The organism is Sphaerisporangium fuscum, assembly GCF_018531465.1.
Taxonomy (GTDB): Bacteria; Actinomycetota; Actinomycetes; order Streptosporangiales; family Streptosporangiaceae; genus Sphaerisporangium; species Sphaerisporangium fuscum.
On the sequence record NZ_JAHDTF010000009.1, the window covers coordinates 46,700 to 64,259 of the forward strand.

The following is a 17,560-nucleotide window of genomic DNA, read 5'->3' on the forward strand; positions in this document are numbered from 1 at the left end:
GGATGCAACCCTCGGGGCGGGCGCCGACAACCGTCCGACAGGACGCTGACGGTGCCCGGCGAGCCTGTCAGCGCCGAGTCGGTCAGCTCACCGGCCGGATCGGGCCGGCGCCGGCCTGACCGCCGATCGCCTTGAGCTGGGCGCGGACCGATCTGGTCAGCCGGTGGTCCTCGCCGAGGACGCGGACACAGTCGGTGAGCGCCTGCTCGAAGTGGGAGACGGCGCCCGCCCGATCACCGTCGGTGTACAGGGCGGCGGCGAGATTCGTCCGGGCCCCTATCGTCTCGGCGTGGTCGTCGCCCAGCGTGCGCCGCCGGCCGTCCAGGACCCGCCGGAAGAGCCGCACGGCGCGCTTGGCGGTCCCCAGGTCATGGTGGAGGGCGGCGAGGTTGTTCACCGCCACCAGCGTCCGGGGGTGGTCCGGGCCCAGGGCTCTCTCGCAGTCGTCCGCGGTCTTCTTCTGCAGGACCAGAGCCCGCCACGGGTCGCCGGCCGCGCGGCAGGCGCCCGCCAGGTAGCCGCGGACGGTCAGCGTCCGCGGGTCGTCGGCGCCGAGGTAGCTCTCACAGTCGGCGACGATCGCCTCGAACATCGCCGTCGCCCGCTCGTGATCGCCCACGGTCTCGTGCGCGCGGGCGAGGGCGGTCCGCGCGGTCAGGGTGAACGGGTGCTCACGGCCCAGCAGGCGGTCGAGATCCGACACGTTGCGCTCGTACAGCGCGAGCGCGCGCCCAGGCTCACCCGTCGTCAGGTACACGTCCGCGAGGTCGTCGCGCAGACGGGCGGCCTGCAGACAGGCGCCGCCGAGGGACCGCTCGTACCCGGCGAGGGCCTGTTCGTAGAGCCTGACGGCGCGGGGATGGTCACCTGCCTGCTCGTGAGCCCGGGCGAGCGAGCCGAGGGTGGCGAGGATCTCGGGGTGGTCGTCGCCGAGCGCTCGCCGGTAGTCGGCCAGGACCTCCTTCAACAGGGCGATCCCCAGCCGCCGCCGGCCCGCCGCGTGATGGGCGACGGCGAGGCCGACACGGGTGGCCAGAGTGTTCGGGTGGTCCACGGACAGCACCCGCGTCTGGACGGCGAGGGTCCGCTCGTACAGGTCGATGGCGCGCGCTACGTCACCGGCGGCCTGGTAGCACGCCGCCAGGCTGTTCGACGTCGTCAGGACGCTGGGATCCTCGTCGCCGAAGACCCGGCTCTCCTCCGGGAGGTTGAGCTCGTAGAGCCGGATCGCCTCGTCCACCTCATCGGCGACGTAGTAGGCGAGCGCGAGGTTGCTCCGGCCCATGACGGTGTAGGGATGGTCGTCGCCGAGGACCCGGCTCTGCTCGCCGAGGTTCAGCTCGTACAGCTCGATGGCCCGCCCGATCTGCCCGGCGTCCTGACAGGTGCCCGCCAGGCCGTTGCGGGACGACATCGCCAGCGGGTGCTCGGCGCCGAGGACCCGCAGGACGTCGGTCAAGGTCCGCTCGTACAGCTCCTGCGCCGTCCGCCAGTCGCCGGCCGAGTTGCGGGCGTTGGCCAGGTCGAGGCGGCACGCCAGTGTCAGGGGGTGCTCCCCGCCGAGGGTCCGCTCGTATCCGGCGTAGGTCTGCGCGCACAGCTCGATCGCCTCGCCCAGGCGGCCCGCCTCGCGGTAGTGGCCGGCCAGGACGTGGCGGAAGTGCAGCAGGTCCGGGTGCTGCTCGCCGAGCACCCGGACGCCGTCGGTGACGGCCCGTTCCTGCAGTTCGATGGCCTCGTCCAGCCGGCCCGCCTGCCGCAGGAAGTACGCCAGGCCGTTGAGCGACCGCAGCGTCCGCGGGTCGTCCGCACCCAGGGTGCGCAGGCACACGTCCAGCGTCAGCCGTTCGAGCTCGATCGCCCGCCGCGCGTCGCCGGCCTCGCAGTGGGAGGCGGCCAGGTTGGTCCGGGCGTTCAGCGTGTCGAGATGGCCGGGGCCCTGGATCCGCGTCATGGCCGCGACCGCGCGCTCGAAGAGGACGATCGCCCGCGCCTGTGCTCCCTGATGCCCGAGGAAGACGCCGATCTCGTTGACCAGCCGGGCGACGGCGACGCCGTCCACCGGTCCGTGCTCGATGAGCGCGGTGACATGCGGGAGCAGCGCGCGCCAGCGGGGCCATCCGTCCGGTTCGAGCGGGTCCTCCGGCAGCGCGGCCGCCAGCAGTTCGGTGGCGTCGGCGCGGGCGCGGGCGATGTCGTCCGCCTGCCGGTGGGGGTCGTCCCGGTCGGCGGTGCGGGTCAGCGCCCGCACCAGGTCGTGGACCCGCAGCGTGCCGTCGTCGTCCACGGTCAGCAGGTTGTATGCGGCCAGCCTGCCGATGGCCTGCTGGAGCCGGGGCCGGTCGGCGAGGGGGCTGAACACCTCGACCGGGATCCGCTCGGGGGCGAACCAGGCCAGCACCCGCAGCAGGTGCCCGGCCAAGGGCGTGTCCGCGAGCCGGTCGAGGGTGACGCGCCAGACGCGGGCGACGGTCGGCTCAGGGCCCGGCGGCTCCGCCGCCTGGTCGTACATGAACGCCGGGTCCTCGGCCAGGAGCGCCAGGTAGCCGCGCGGCGGCATGCGGTTCTGACGCATGTACGCGGCGGCCTGCCCGACGGCCAGGGGGAGACATCCCAGCGCGCGCACCAGGTCGAGCGCCCCGTCCGCGTCCGGGACCCCGGTGACCTTAGCGAGCAGTTCGACCGCCTGCTCCTCGCTCAGCATGCCGACGTGCAGGACGGCGGCGCCGAGCCGGTGCCAGCCCTCACGCAGCCGGGTGGTCACCACGATCCGCCCGTGAGGCGCGGGCCGGGCCGGAAGCCGCTCCAGCAGCCGCGCGACGTCGTCGGGGTGGGTGACGTCGTCCAGCACCAGCAGCCAGCCCTGGTGCGCCGCCAGCCACGCGGTGGCCCAGTCGGCGAGGGACTCCGACGGCAGGGCCGCCGTCAACTCCGGCTGCAGCGCGCCCGCCAGCGTGGCCAGACCGGCCCGCAGGGCGGAGACGGTGTCGGCCGCGATCCACCACACCGGGTCGAACGTCTCCCGACCGGTCGCGGCGTAGCGGGCGGCCAGCGTCGATTTGCCGGCCCCGCCTAGCCCGTGCACGACCACCACGGCGGGCCCCGCCCCGCCGTCGTCCAGGGCCTTCTCCAGGGCGGCCAGTTCGTCGTCGCGGCCCACGAACACCGGCGGGGGCGAAGGCGCCTTGCGCAGGCCGGGCGGGGCGGGCACCTCGGCGGCCGGCCGCAACGCCGGCGGAGGCAGCACCACCTGGTTGAGGATCTGGTCGCCCCCCACCTGGTACACCCGGCCGTGCTCCGACGCCGTGGCCTCCATCCGGACGCTCGCGCGCCTCGGCGGGTCACCCGCCCAGGGGAACCTGAACCTCACACGCGCCATCATGGATCAGGCGACGGGACCACGTACCACGATCGCCGGATAATGGCCGGAACAGGGGATGGTCGGTGAAATGCCGGCGGGGTCCGGCCGGACCGGACCCCGCCGGCGGCGTGCGACCGCTCAGCCGGAGAAGATCGCGCTGTGGACGTCCACGGGGTTGGCGGTGTCGCCGGTGGCGACGCCGTACACGGCCGTGAACCCGGTGCCGGTCGAGACCAGGCCGGTGTAGTCCCCGACCAGGCGTCCCGCGCTCGTCGCCGGGACCTTGCGGGCGTCGAACGGCCCCTCGAGGTGCTGCTCACGCCACGCCCCGGGCTGCGTGCAGTCCTTGGCGCAGGTGACGGCCCACACGTCGGTGGGCAGGGTGGCGGGATCGGCCGTGTTGTTGCGGAAGTCGTAGTAGGTGACCGCGACGGTGCCCGTCCGGGACGTGGCGACGACCGGGACGGCGGCGGAACCGGTGGGGGTCTTGTCGACGCGGACCGGGCCGGACCAGGTCTTCCCGCCGTCCGCCGACCGCGAGTAGGCCACGTGGAAGGTGCCGTCGGAGTTCTGGCTCTGCCAGACCGCGTTCACCACCTGGGTGCCCGGCTGGGCGGCCAGCAGCGGCAGGGAGGCGTTGCGCACCGGGTCACCCGAGTTGTCCGGGTCCGGGATGCGGGGGCCCACCGCGAGCGGCGCCGGAACGTTCAGCGTCGGCGCCGACCAGGTCTTGCCGCCGTCGGTCGAACGGATGACCTGGGTGGCACCATCGGTGTCCGTCTCGTAGTGCATGCCGATCAGCAGCGTCCCGTCCGGGAGCGGCGTCAGCTGGGTACCGATGACACCGCTGTTGGTGGGGACGTCGTACACCTTGCCGGTGGTCCAGGTGCGCCCGTCGTCGGTCGACTTCGCCATGTAGATCGGCTGCACCCAGTTCTCGACCGTGTCGGTCGACTGGTTGTCGATGCGGTCCCACACGGCGTAGACGACGCCCGGGTGGTACGGGTCCGCGGTGATCGAGGGGCGGTCGTTGAAGAACCTCGGGTCGTCGTCCCGCTGCAGGGTGACCGGCGCGTCCCACGTCCAGCCGCCGTCGGCGGACCGGGCCACCAGAACGGCGGTCACGTCGCCGGTGCGGGACAGCGAGAACGACGAGGCCAGGGCGGTGCCCGTCGGTGTGACCGTGATCCAGTGGTCGGTCGTGACGTCGTAGTCTCCGCCGTTGGCGGCGTTGCCGCCGTTGCACCGGGAGAAGCCGGGCAGGTTCTCCGACCGCTGCCAGGTCCGGCCGTAGTCCTCGGACACGGCCGTGACCGCGCCGTTGCTGCCGTACCGGTTCCAGCGGTCCTGCTGGAACACCGTGACGAGGTGCCACGGATGGTTCGGGTCCCGCGCCAGTACGGGCAGGACCTCGGTGTTCGGGTTCAGCGTGTAGCCGTCGCCGGGGGGAAGTCCGCAGCCTGCGGGCAGCGGGCTGAAGCCCGAGACCGGCCGTACGACGGCGGGTCCGGGGGATGTGGCACCGTCCGCGGAAGCGGGCTGGGCGACGGCGCAGGCCAGCAGGATGGCCGCTGAGCCTAACAGTGCCCTGGAGCGTCGGATCACGAGCTTCCTCATCTTGTCTAGAGGGCGTGTGTCACCGCCTCGCCGGGGAGCTGGGCGTCTCCGGGAGCCGGCAAACGATCAAGGGCACATTACTGCAACAAGATCAGCGCCCCCCTGTCACCCCTCGGACAGACCGGTCGCGGCGACCACCCGGGCTCGCCCCAGTTCTTCATGCGCTCGAGAAAGGCCGCCCCTTCCAGGCCGGGGAAGACGAGCGCCGGTCTCTCCGGGTGCCTGGAGTCGCGTACGCCCGCGAGCGTAAGGGATCTCCGGCAGTCTGACCTGGAGCACTCTCGATCTCTCCTCGCGCAATCTTGATCTTGTGGTTCGCAATCTGGATCCTGAGAGCGAACCGCAGAGACTTCGATGTGGGAGCACCGCGTGATGAACGAGAACCCGGGTGGCTCACAAGGAGGCAGTGTGGAGTACAGAGTGCTTGGACCGGTGGGCTTGTGGCGCGACGGGCGTCTGACGTCGATCGTCGGTCAGAAGCAGCGCACCTTGCTGGCGGTCTTGGTCCTGCACGCCAACCACGTGGTCTCGCACGACCGATTGCTGACCGCACTATGGGGAGTGGAGATCCCGGTGTCGGGCCGAAAACTCCTGCAGAACCACGTGTGGTCTCTACGTCGGTCGCTCGCGGATCCCGGCCGGCTGACCGGTACCCCCGCCGGTTACTGTCTGCAGATACCGCCCAGCGCATCGGACCTCGATGTCTTCACTGCCGAGACCGACGCGGCCCGTAAAGCTCTTGCGGCGGGCGATGCTCAGCAGGCGGCCGATCGGCTCCGCGGAGCCCTCGCATTGTGGCGCGGAACGGCTCTGGCCGGGACACGGGACGAGCTGCAACTCACCGATGGTGCCGCCCTCGAAGAACGGCGCGTCGCCGCGTTCGGTGACCGTATCGAAGCGGATCTGGCGCTGGGCCGTCACGATGATCTCATCGGCGAATTGCGTCGGCTCGTTGTGGACTATCCGCTGCAGGAGCGGCTACGGGGTCAGCTGATGTTGGCGCTTCACCGCTCAGGCCGTACGGCGGAAGCTTTGGAGGAATACCGGCTCGGTTGCCGGCATCTACGCGAAGAGTTCGGGCTGGAGCCCGGCGCGGACATAAGCAGGCTGCATCAGGCGATCTTGGCGGCTGATCCTCACGATGCGATGAGCACCTGTGGGCAAGCGGCGACCGCACCGGGAACCGCAGCGGCTTCCAGGCCGGTGCCCCGCCAACTCCCCCCTCATGTCTCTCGCTTCACCGGGCGCGTGGACAGCCTGCGGCTGCTGGACTCACTGCTCGGCGGCGCGGAGAACGGCCATGCGGCGACGATCTCGGTCATCGCCGGTACGGCCGGGGTGGGCAAGACGGCGCTGGCGACATATTGGGCACACAGCGTGGCTGATCGGTTTCCCGACGGGCAGTTGTTCCTGAATCTGCATGGCTATTCCCATGGAGAACGGGTCGCTCCGGGCCAAGCACTCCAGCAACTTCTCCTGGGCTTGGGCGTCGCCAGGGAAGCCATTCCTCATCTGGAAGACGAGCGTGTCGGGCTCTACCGCACGCTGGTGGCCGACAAGCACATGCTCATCGTCTTGGACAACGCGGCCACTCCGCAGCAGGTGCGTCCGCTACTGCCAGGTTCGCCGCATTGCAAGGTCGTCATCACCAGCCGGGATTCTTTACGCGGTCTCGCTGTCACTCATGACGTGCATACCTTCGCGCTGGGAATGCTGACGGCAGCGGAGGCGAAGGCCTTTCTTATGGCTCAGCTCGGAGCGGAACGTCTGGGCGCTCATGCCGGGGAACTGGCTCGACTGTGTGGCGGCCTCCCTCTTGCTCTGCGGCTGGCTTCCGCTCACCTCCACTACCAACCTGAGCTCCGTATACAAGATTTCATGGCGCGCCTACGGGAAGAGAATCCGCTCTCCGCCCTGGAAATCGACGAAGATCCCGGCGTGGGGGTCCGTGCCACCTTCGAGCTGTCTTATCGGGCTTTACCCGACATGCCCAGGCGGGCCTTCCGGCTGCTGGGGCACGCCCCTGGACCGGACATCGACCTCGACGCGGTGGCCGTCTTGGTGGATGCGACACCCGCCGAGGCGCGTAAAGCAGTCGACGTACTGGTCAACGCCCACCTTGTTCATCGGGTCGGGGCGCGTCTGGCAATGCACGACCTCCTGCGCGTCTACGCTCGCGACCGCAGCGCTGTCGAAGACAGCGAGAGAGAGCGGCGCACTGCCCTGACGGACCTGCTGAGCTGGTTCATCCATTCTTCTGGCTCAGCCGTCGCTCACGTGTCGCCCGGCAGTAAGCGTCTCGATCCCGGCATACCCCTGCCGCGCAACGGAAAGCGGAGGTTCACGCGCCATGACGATGCTCTGGCGTGGCTGGAGACCGAACGCGAGACCTTGGTGGCGAGCATCGGCTTCGCCGCCTCTGCCGGTTGGCCCGGCCTCGCATGGCGACTCGCCCATACGCTCACCAGATTCTTCTACTCCCAAGACTACATAGATGACTGGATAACCACTCACGAGGTGGCGCTCTCCGCGGCTCGCGGGCTCGATGACAACAAGGCGGAGAATTTGATTCTGTGCGATCTGGCTTATGCTTACCTGTTCGCGGGGCAGTATGCGAAGTACCTGAGCCACCAGCGGTGCAGTTTACAGCTCTGCCGATCTGCGGGAGATGAGAGCGGCGAGGCCAGTGCCCTTCAACATCTGGGATATGGCCTCTTGCGGACAGGGGAACTGGCGGCCGCGATCGAGGCGTTCACGCAGGCGCTCGCCAAGCATCGCGGCATCGCGGATCTGGACGGTGAGATGGAATCCACCTACAGACTGGCCTGCGCCTACTTGAGGGCAGGGCGTACCACAGACGCGGCTGACTTGCTGAACAAGTGCATAAGTCACTTTCGGAAGGCCGGCAAACGCTACGATGAAGCCTACGCGTCTATTTATCTGGCAGACGCCCACGGGTGGCTCGGAGATTTCTCATCGGCCGTTGAGCGTGCACTCGATGCTCTGCGGGTGGGTCGCGAACTGCGTAATTCGCGACTCGAGGCGGACGCGCTGAGCACCGTCGGACGGTGGCACCGGAAGTCGGGGCGACTCGACGATGCGCTCGCCTGTCAGCGGCGAGCTCTTTCCATAGTGGAGAACCTGAGCACCCGTGAACTGGAGTGCGAAATATTGCTTGATCTCGGCGACACCTTTCTCGCCATGGGAGAGAGGCGTGACGCACTGGAGTCGTACAAGGCTGCTCTGGTGATTTCTCGTGGCCTCAAGGGGTCTCACCTGGAAGGTCTGGCCCTCAGGGGGATCGGTGACGTGGATCACTCTGGCGGAAATTCGGAGCGGGCGGCAGCGTATTGGCGGAAGGCGCTCGACATTTTGTCGTCGATGCACGTACCCGAGGCCGAGGTGGTAGCCGCCAAGCTTCGTGGCATCGCCGGAACCCGCGGTGAATGAGGCCCGATGAGGACATCGCGCCGTAGGCGTTCGTCTGGCCGGACGGCCTGCCAAGAAGGTCCGTGAGGGTGGCCGGACCCCGTGAAGTCTGGAAGCGGATCTGGTCGAACGATCCCGGGGAACGGCTGAGAAGGAGATCCGCCGCCGCACGGACGTCGTAAGGATCTTCCCCGGCCGGGCGTCGATCATCAGACTGGATCTCCATCGGCCCCAGGACGCGAAGCGTCAGCCTGGCCCCTCCCTCGTGGTCACGATCGTGCCCCGTCCCCATCGTGGTCCGCCTCAGTTGCCCGTGGCCCCCAACAGGCGACGACACATCCGCGAACAAGATCGCGACAAAGTGGAGAGAGTCTCCAGAGCACCGCCCTCCATGCTGCTTTATGCCGTACTTATCCCCTCCGATCGCTTACAGATCTTCACTTGGGAGGTTGGGTGCACATCCGCCGAAAGGCTTGTTTCGCCATGCCCGGAAACAGGTGGGCCTGGCGACGAGCAGCCCTCACCGCGGGGTTGGCGACCTCGCTCCTCTTACCCACCGGCTACGTGGCGGAGGCCGCCACCTCGGCGTCGACCGCGCCGCCCGCCCCCGGCCCGGCGGCCGCGAAGGCCCCGCAGGTCACCGAGCGGGCCGACCGCGTCTCCGCCGCCCTGAGCGCGCGCCTGCAAGGCAGCCGGGTCCTGGTCACCGGCGAGACCACGGAGACCAGCCTCACCTACGTCAACCCGAACGGCACCGTCACCCTCGAGACCTCCTCCAACCCCGTACGCGTCAAGCGGGGCGACAAGTGGACGCCTGTCGACACCACGCTCGCGGTCTCAGGAGGGCTCCTCAAGCCCAAGGCGGCTCTGGCCGATGTCTCCTTCTCGGCTGGTGGCGCGGGGCAGACGCTCGCGCAGTTGAAACGTTCCGACAAGGAGTTCTACGCCCTCACATGGCCGACGGCGCTGCCCAAGCCCAAGGTCGAAGGCGACAAGGCCACCTACACCGACGCCGCGGGCCCTGGCGCCGACCTCGTCCTGACCGCGCTTCCCACCGGCTTTCGCCATGACGTCGTGCTGCGCCAACGTCCCAGCGGCCCTGTCGAGTACAAGATCCCTGTCAGGACCGGCGGGCTGAAGCTCACCGAGACCGAGCAGGGCCGGCTGAAGCTCACCGACGGCAAGGGCAAGACCGTCGCTTCGGCACCGGCACCTGTGATGTACGACTCGCCAGGGCAGGCCGCGCAGGCCGGCGACTCCCGCAAGGGGAAGCTGGAGACCGAACTCACCACCGAAGGCGATCAGCAGTTCCTGGTGCTCAAGCCCGACCCGGCGTTCCTCTCCGACCCACGCACCCGCTGGCCCGTGGTCGTCGATCCCACGCTGACGCTGGGCGTGCAGTCCTACCGGACCCTGTACGCGCCGTGCAACGACGGCACCCAGCTCACCTCCGCCGAGATGGTAGCCGGCATCATCGACGGCTTCTACAGCTGGGACGGCTGCGGCGCCCACAGCGAGGAGGAGCAGGACGTCCCCGCCCGGGCGCTGATCAAGTTCGACACCTCCACCCTCGCGGGCAAGAACGTGGTCGACGCCCGCCTCGACCTCAACACGACCATGGTGGGCTACGAAGGACAGCCGGCCTGCCCCGTCGGTCGCAAGCTCACGGTCCGCCGCCTGACCGGAACGTGGTCACCCGCCAACGTCCGGTGGGGCAACCAGCCCGCCACGAGCAACGACGGCGCCGTCACCACGCCTCCGCCCTCCGCCTGTGCCAGCGGCGGCCTGGCCGAAGACGTCATGTGGAGCATTCCGATCACGCCGATCGCCCAGGCGTGGGCCGGAGGCGCGGCGGGCAACGGGCTGCAGCTCAAGCTGGACGACGAAGCGACGGACAGCGGCAATTTCTACTGGACCTTCAATCCCGTGACACTCTCCCTGACCTTCGGCAGCACCCCATGGACCGAGAACCTGCGGGCCGCGCCGATCACGGGTAATGACGGGGTCTTCTACACCAACACCCTCACCCCCAGCCTGTGGGCGGGGGTCAGGGACAACGACGGCGGGCTGCTGAAGGCCGACTTCGAGGTCGAGCACGATCCCGCCGACACCGCTCACGGCGCGGGTGTCATCTGGAGTGGCTCTGTCGACGGCGTCCAGGCCGGGCTCAACGCCAAGGTCAAGATCCCTGAAGGCAAGATCGCGGACGCGTGGCAGATCCGCTGGCGGGCCCGTGCCTCCGACGGCATCGAGACCTCTGACTGGTCGCCTTGGCAGAAGATCACCGTGGACGCCACCCCTCCCACGCTGGTGTCGGGGAGCACGGGCTGCTCTCATCCGGACGGTTCGTGGAAGCCGCTGGACTGGAACGGTGACTCCCACTGCTTCATGAACTCCTACTGGGGTGATCTCGATGGCTACCAGTACGGGATCGACGATCCCGCGATGCCGAAGTCGCTGGACAAGTACAGCGGAGAGTTCTCCCTCTCGTCGCTTTCCACCGGTTGGCACACCATCTACATGAGTGCCCGCGACAAGGCGCACAACACCTCTCCCGTCTTCAAGACGAGCTTCGGGATCGGGGTCGGCGGGCTCGTGCAGCACGCCTCCCGTACGGCGAGGGTGGTGACCTTGGAGACCGCCGCCGCACCCGCCCAGACCAAGGTCAGCTACGAGTACCAGATCGGCGCCTCGGACTTCGACAGCCCGTGGGCGGTGTGGCGGCCCGTTCCCGTCCAGGACGTCACCGTGCCCGGCTCGGCGCAGCCACTGACGTCATGGCCCCAGGTCCGTACGAACACCTCGCAGAACTTCCCGCCCCTGGTCTGGGATCTCGCGAAGACGCTCCAGAGTGAGGCGGACGACGGAGGCAAGGTCCAGGTCCGGGCGTGCTTGTCGGGCGCCACCGGTGAGGAGAAGTGCTCCGACGGGAGCACCCTGATCCTCGACCAGAGCGCCTTCGGCGGCTCCTACGCCACGTCCGACCTCGGGCCCGGCAAGGTCGCGCTGCAGAGTGGAGACTTCGCCCTCAACGCCACCGACACCAGCCTCTTCGGCACCGCGGTCAAGCGAACTCACACCACCCTTCACCCGGAGGCCGACCGGCCGGACGAGCAACTCGCCGAGAACAAGGTGTTCGGACCGGGATGGCGCGCGGAGTTCCCCGCGCCGCCCACCAACGTGCCCGATCTCGCTCCCTCGGGAGACGGCGAGTCGGGCGCGCTGCAGCTGATCGGGCCCGACGGCTCGACCTGGACGTACGTCAGGCACGGCGAAGGCTTCACGGGTGTCGGCGACGCCGCCGAGGGGTCCTTCATCACGGTCGACAACGGGCAGATGGTTCACACGGACGCGCTCGGTAACAAGACGACCTACGTCAAGGCGAACGGAAGATGGGTGGTCGCGCGCACGGAGACGGCCGCCACCGAGTCGGCCACCACCTACTACCGGGACGGCCAGGGGCGCATCACCCGGGTTCTGACGCCCGTCGCAGCGGGCGTGACCTGCGGCACCGTCCTGGTCGCCGGTTGCCGCGCCATCGAACTGTCGTACGCGGCCGGTACGACGGCCACCGGCGTCGCCTCGGGCTGGGGTGACTACGCCGGCCAGGTCAAGAACGTGACCTACACGGCGTTCGACCCCGGCACGGGCGCGATGAAGGCGACCGTGATGACTTCGTACGCGTACGACTCAACAGGGCACCTGCGGCAGGTGTTCGACCCGCGTACCGGCCTGACGACCACCTACTACTACAACGCGGAAGGACGGATCAGCCAGCTCACTCCGCCGGGACTGGCCCCATGGCGCTTCGATTACGACAGCGCCGGCCGTCTGGTCGACGTGCAGCGGGAAGGCGGCGATACCGACCCCACCATGGCGGTCGCCTACGACGTGCCCATCGGCGGAGCAGGGGCACCGGTGGACCTGACGGCGGCCCAGACCAGCCGCTGGGGTCAAGCCACGGACCTGCCGGTGACGGGCACCGCGATCTTCCCCGCCTCGCACGTGCCGCCGCGCCAGGAAGGCGGAAGCTATCGTCCCGGCACGTCCGACTGGGAGTACGCCTCACTCATCTACACCGACGCGGACGGCCGGTCGGTCGACGCCGCCCGGTACGGTGCGGGTGCCTGGCAGATCGGCGCGACACGCTACGACGACAAGGGGCGCGTCGTATGGGAGCTGGGCCCCGGCAATCGGGCGCAGGCTCTGGCACCGACCGAGGACACCGATCCCTACGTTGTCGGACGATCCGACTCGGCCGCTCGCGCCGATCTTCTCGCCAGCGTGTCGACCTACACCAGTGACGGTGACCTCAGCACCGAGCTCGGACCGGCCAGGCTGGTCACCCTGGCCGACGGTCGTTATGTGTCGGCGCGGGCGAAGAAGATCAACGTCTACGACGAGGGCAAGCCGTCCCAGGCGATCAACTACCGCCTGGTCACCACCAGCACCTCGGGACCGGTGGTACTCGATGGGACCGCCACGCCGACGGCCGAGGACAGCCAGGTGACCAAGACGGGGTATGACCCGATCGGCTCGGGCGACGCCTCAGGCTGGAACCTGCACAAGGTCACCTCCGTGACGACTGTCGTACCGGGTGGTGCCGACATCGTGCAACGCCTGCGGTACGACGCGGCCGGACGGGAGTTCGAACGCAGAATGCCCAGCTCCGCAGGCGCGGACGCCGGCACGACCGTCACCCTCTACTACACCGCCGGTGCGCACCCCACGGCGCCCGAGTGCGGGAACAAACCGCAATGGGCAGGCTGGTCCTGCCGATTCGGGCCGGCCGCTCAGCCGGCGGGCACTCCACTACCGGTGCACTCCTCCACGTACAGCTATTACGGCGACACCGCCGTCCGTACCGACACCTCCGGCGATGTCACCCGCACGGTGACGTTCGGCCATGACGTCGCGGGGCGTGCCACGAGCACCGAGACGCAGGTCAGCCCGGCAAGCGCGGGCGGGACGGCCACTCCATCGGCCACCTACACCTACGACGCGGCGACCGGCCTGCCCACCCAGACCACCTCTGGCGGACAGAGCATCGTCCAGCGGCATGACGCCTTCGGACGGTTGAGCTCGGCCACCGACGCCAGTGGTAACACCAGCACCGTCACGTACAACATCGACGGTCAGATCGCCACCACCCACGACGGTAAAGGGCTGATCACCTTCACCTACGACGGAGTGGACGCGTCCGGGCGGGCCGAGCGCCGCGGGATGCTCACTCGCATCGACACCGGTGCGGGGGTGTTCACCGGCAGCTATGACGACGGCGGGGCGCTGGCGACGCAGGTCTACCCCGGCGGCCTGACAGCCACGAGTGACTATGACTCGACGGGCGTCCGGACCGGCCTGAGATACGTCAAGAACAGCACCGCCTGGCTCTCCTACGCCGCCGTTCCCGATATCCAGGGACGGGTCGCCGAACGCCAAGGACCTGGCGGGAGCGCTCAGGACTACCGTTACGACGGCGCCGGCCGCCTGGTCAGAGTGGAGGACACCTACGGCGGCGCCTGCACCACCCGGCTGTACTCCTTCAGCCTCAACACGAACCGGCTCTCCCGAAGCGACTACTCCTCCACCGCGAGCTGCGGCACTGCGGGGACCCCCGTCGAGAAGAGCCACACCTATGACACGGCCGACCGCATCACCGGCAGCGGCTACGCCTACGACAACCTCGGCCGGACCACCCGACTGCCGGCCGGTGACGCGGCCGGCGGCTCTGACGTGACCGTCGCCTACTACACCGACGACCAGGTCGCGACGATCAGCCAAGCAGGGGAGAGCAAGACCTTCACCCGGGACGCGGCAGGACGGATAACCAGGACCGTCACCACCGGCGGGCCGAAGCCCGGCACGACCGTCAACCATTACACCGGGGGAGAGGACAGCCCCGGCTGGGTCACCGAGACCGACGGTTCCTGGACCCGGAACCTGCTCGGCCTTTCCGGCCTGGCGGCGATCCAGCGCAGCGACGGCAGCGTGACCTTGCAACTGACCGACCTGCACGGAGACCTCACCGCGACCGCTGCCCCCACAGGCAACGGAATCGACGGCTACACCGAGTACACCGAGTACGGCGCACCGCGTGCTTCCGCCGGTGGACCCACCCGATACGGGTGGCTGGGCGGCTACCAGCGCGACAGTGGGGCTCTCGGCGGGCTCGTGCTCATGGGCCGCCGCCTGTACAACCCCGTCACTGGGCGCTTCCTGCAACTCGATCCGGTGGACGGCGGCAGCGCGAACGCCTACGAGTACTGCAGCGGTGATCCGCTCAACAAGACCGACCTCACAGGAGAAGACGACTACCTCGGCGGTCGCGGTGAGTGGTCCGACATCAAGCATGAGCGCGACACCGTATACGAGCAGGCCTACGGCACCATAGTCACGTTCATATGCACTCGTTTCGACGTGGTATGTGGCGACAAGCTCGAGGTCTTCATCGAAACGCACCACTATTACCGCACCTACACCCAGGTGAACCATTATCAGGAACACAGAACGATCTACGTCTGGACCTGCCAGAAAACCGCGCTGGGCCCCTGTGGGCGTCACGTACGCGAGACGATACCCCAGACCAGAAGACGGACAGAGACCATCGTCACCAGCTACCACAAATCGGTCTACATAAAAGAATACAGATCAGGCAGCATGTTCATAGGTCGAACCGTGGACGACTCGGGCTGGCAGGTAACGGGCCGTAAGGTGACCACCACTTATACCGCCTGGGTGAGTGGCGCGGGCCCGTATAGCACGAAGTTCCCGTAAGCCTCTCTCTGAATCACTGATGCCGCACTCCCGGTGATGGGAGTGCGGCATCAGCGTCGCGATGGAAACGCGACCGGACACCGCCGCTCACATGTCCGCCGGCGTCCATCGGATTCCCGGCTCGTCGTCCTCGAGGTGCGGCGTACCTCCGACACTGAAGGACGCCGGGTGGCGGGCGCGGATCGCATCCGGTGAACGCCCTGGCGGCGAGCCGGGGGCACCGCCGGCGGTGAGCGGCGGCGGGGTCGTCTGGTGCGCCCTCCCGGCCAAGGATTCCGTCCAGCCCGGGCCTATCGGGATTCGTTAAGTTTCGGCTAAACGCTGTACTGCCGAACCTGTCGTTGATCGCCACTGGTCGCGCCCGCAAAAGTGAAAGCCAAATCCGGCCGGCCTGGCCGGACGGCAGGCTGGAATACGGCCGCGAGATTCCGCATCGAGACACTCCCGGGACCGGGATCCGGCTGTCGAAACTCCAAGGAGCGACGTGTACGCCAAGGCAGGTACAAGAGAATGGATCGGTCTCGCGGTACTCGCGTTCCCGTGCCTGCTCGTGTCGATGGACGTGAGCGTGTTGTCGTTCGCGATGCCGTTCATCAGCGCGCACCTCGAACCATCCGGCACCCAGCTGCTGTGGATCATGGACATGTACGGCTTCGTGCTGGCCGGCATGCTCATCACCATGGGGGCGCTGGGTGATCGGATCGGCCGGCGCAAGCTGCTGCTGAGCGGTGCCGTCGCCTTCAGCGCGGCATCGGTGCTCGCGGCGTACTCCACGAGTCCCGGGATGCTGATCGGGGCCCGGGCGGTGCTCGGGCTGGCCGGTGCGACGTTGATGCCCTCGACCCTGGCGCTGATCCGCAACATGTTCCACGACCCGGCGCAGCGCAAGACGGCGATCGCGGTGTGGACCGGTGCGATGACCGGCGGCGTCACCGTCGGCCCGATCGTCGGTGGCCTGCTGCTGGAACACTTCTGGTGGGGCTCGGCGTTCCTGATCAACCTGCCCGCGATGGCGCTGCTGCTGGTCCTCGGGCCGATCCTGCTGCCGGAGTTCCGTGACCCCGCCGCCGGGCGGTTCGACCTGCTCGGCTCGCTGCTGTCGTTGGGTGCGGTGCTGCCGGTCGTCTACGGCATCAAGGAGCTGGCCGTGGACGGCTGGGCGGCCGGCCCGGCGATCGCGATCGTGGCCGGGCTGCTGGTCGGGGCCGTGTTCTGGCACCGGCAGCGGACCATCGCGCACCCGCTGATCGACCTGCGGCTGTTCCGGCGCCGCACGTACAGCGGGGCGGTGAGCGTCAACCTGGTCACCAACTTCGCGCTGCTCGGCTTCAACCTCTACACCATGCAGTACCTGCAGGTCGTACGCGGCATGAGCCCGCTGGCCGCGTCGCTGTGGTCGCTGGTGGTCATGCCGTTCATCATCGCGGCGATGACGGTCACCGGGATCGTGGCCAAGAGGATCCGGCCCGGCAACGTCATCGCCGCCGGCCTGCTGGTCTCGGCCTGCGGGCTGGCGGTGACCACCCGGGTCGAGGTGCACCAGCCGCTGGCGGTCATCCTCACCGGGGCCGGGCTGCTGGCGGCGGGCATGATGGTGGCGACCACGCTCACGGCCGACCTGATCCTGGCCGCCGCGCCACCCGAGCAGGCCGGCGCCGCCTCAGCCATGGCCGAGACCGGCAGCGAGCTGGGCGGCGCGCTGGGCTTCGCGATTCTGGGCTCGATCGGCACCGCCGTCTACCACCACCGGATGGCCGGCGTCCGGGTGACCGGCGTTCCCGCGGAGGCCCTGCGTGCCGCCCGCGACACCTTGGGCAGCGCGGCCGCCGTGCCCGGCCGGGCCGGCCAGGCGCTGCTGGAGGCGGCCCGGACGGCCTTCACCCACGGACTGAACGTCACCGGCCTGTCCGCGGCCGTGGTCCTGGCGCTCGCCGCCCTCGGCGTCCTCGTCGTCCTGCGCGGCGTGCCGGTCTCGGCGCCCGCCGTCGAGGTGGACCGGCAACCCCAGGCGCCCACGCACGGACGCCACGAGGCGAACGTGCCGCGCGCGGAGGCCACCAGGCGGTGAACCGGCGGTGAGACGCGGGTGCCGTGACCGGCGCCATCGTTGGTGCCGTCCGGCGGTCGGTGAGACGGGGCCGATACGAGATCGGCGCGTCGTGCGATCGGGGCAGCGTTCCCGCTGCCCCGATTCCTCTCAGGTCGCGCTCGTCAGGCCGGTACCGGCTCCGTGGACGCCGGTGGTGCCGGGGTTCGGTGCCGTGCTGTGGCATAGACACCCCGCCGTGCGGAGCGCGGTGCAGAACCAGATCGGCGGGGGGGGGGGGGGGCCCGCCCCGCCGCGAGGGCCGGGGCGGCCCGGGGGGCGGCGCCCCCCGC

The 17,560-nt window shown here is 69.1% G+C and carries 6 protein-coding genes and 1 pseudogene; 4 read left to right on the forward strand and 3 right to left on the reverse strand.

Annotation, left to right across the window (positions count from 1 at the left end; genetic code table 11):
• Positions 1–82: 82 nt before the first annotated feature.
• From KIK05_RS12425 to KIK05_RS49400, 3 genes are all read right to left on the reverse strand, one after another.
• Positions 83–3,370 (reverse strand): tetratricopeptide repeat protein, encoded by a 3,288-nt coding sequence (locus KIK05_RS12425; protein WP_214410815.1) that lies wholly within the window; start codon positions 3,368–3,370, stop codon positions 83–85.
• Between the two features lie 129 nt (positions 3,371–3,499).
• Positions 3,500–4,966 (reverse strand): sialidase family protein, encoded by a 1,467-nt coding sequence (locus KIK05_RS12430; RefSeq protein ID WP_214410816.1) that lies wholly within the window; start codon positions 4,964–4,966, stop codon positions 3,500–3,502.
• Between the two features lie 89 nt (positions 4,967–5,055).
• A complete protein-coding gene (locus tag KIK05_RS49400; protein WP_214410823.1) occupies positions 5,056–5,445 on the reverse strand; it encodes a DUF397 domain-containing protein in 390 nt (129 codons plus the stop codon).
• Here KIK05_RS49400 and KIK05_RS12440 point away from each other — a divergent pair.
• From KIK05_RS12440 to KIK05_RS12450, 4 genes and pseudogenes are all read left to right on the forward strand, one after another.
• A complete protein-coding gene (locus KIK05_RS12440; RefSeq protein ID WP_214410817.1) occupies positions 5,387–8,428 on the forward strand; it encodes an AfsR/SARP family transcriptional regulator in 3,042 nt (1,013 codons plus the stop codon). The genes KIK05_RS49400 and KIK05_RS12440 overlap by 59 nt on opposite strands.
• A gap of 71 nt (positions 8,429–8,499) precedes the next feature.
• Positions 8,500–8,621, forward strand: a pseudogene (locus KIK05_RS49685) (transposase); the annotation flags it as partial.
• Between the two features lie 269 nt (positions 8,622–8,890).
• The gene (locus tag KIK05_RS12445) at positions 8,891–15,181 is read left to right on the forward strand and encodes a DNRLRE domain-containing protein (RefSeq protein WP_214410818.1); all 6,291 of its coding nucleotides are present in this window, start codon (positions 8,891–8,893) and stop codon (positions 15,179–15,181) included.
• A 556-nt stretch (positions 15,182–15,737) separates the two neighbouring features.
• Positions 15,738–17,249 carry an MFS transporter gene (locus KIK05_RS12450; protein ID WP_214410824.1) on the forward strand — a complete coding sequence of 504 codons (1,512 nt, stop codon included), beginning with the start codon at positions 15,738–15,740 and terminating at the stop codon, positions 17,247–17,249.
• Positions 17,250–17,560: the final 311 nt, after the last annotated feature.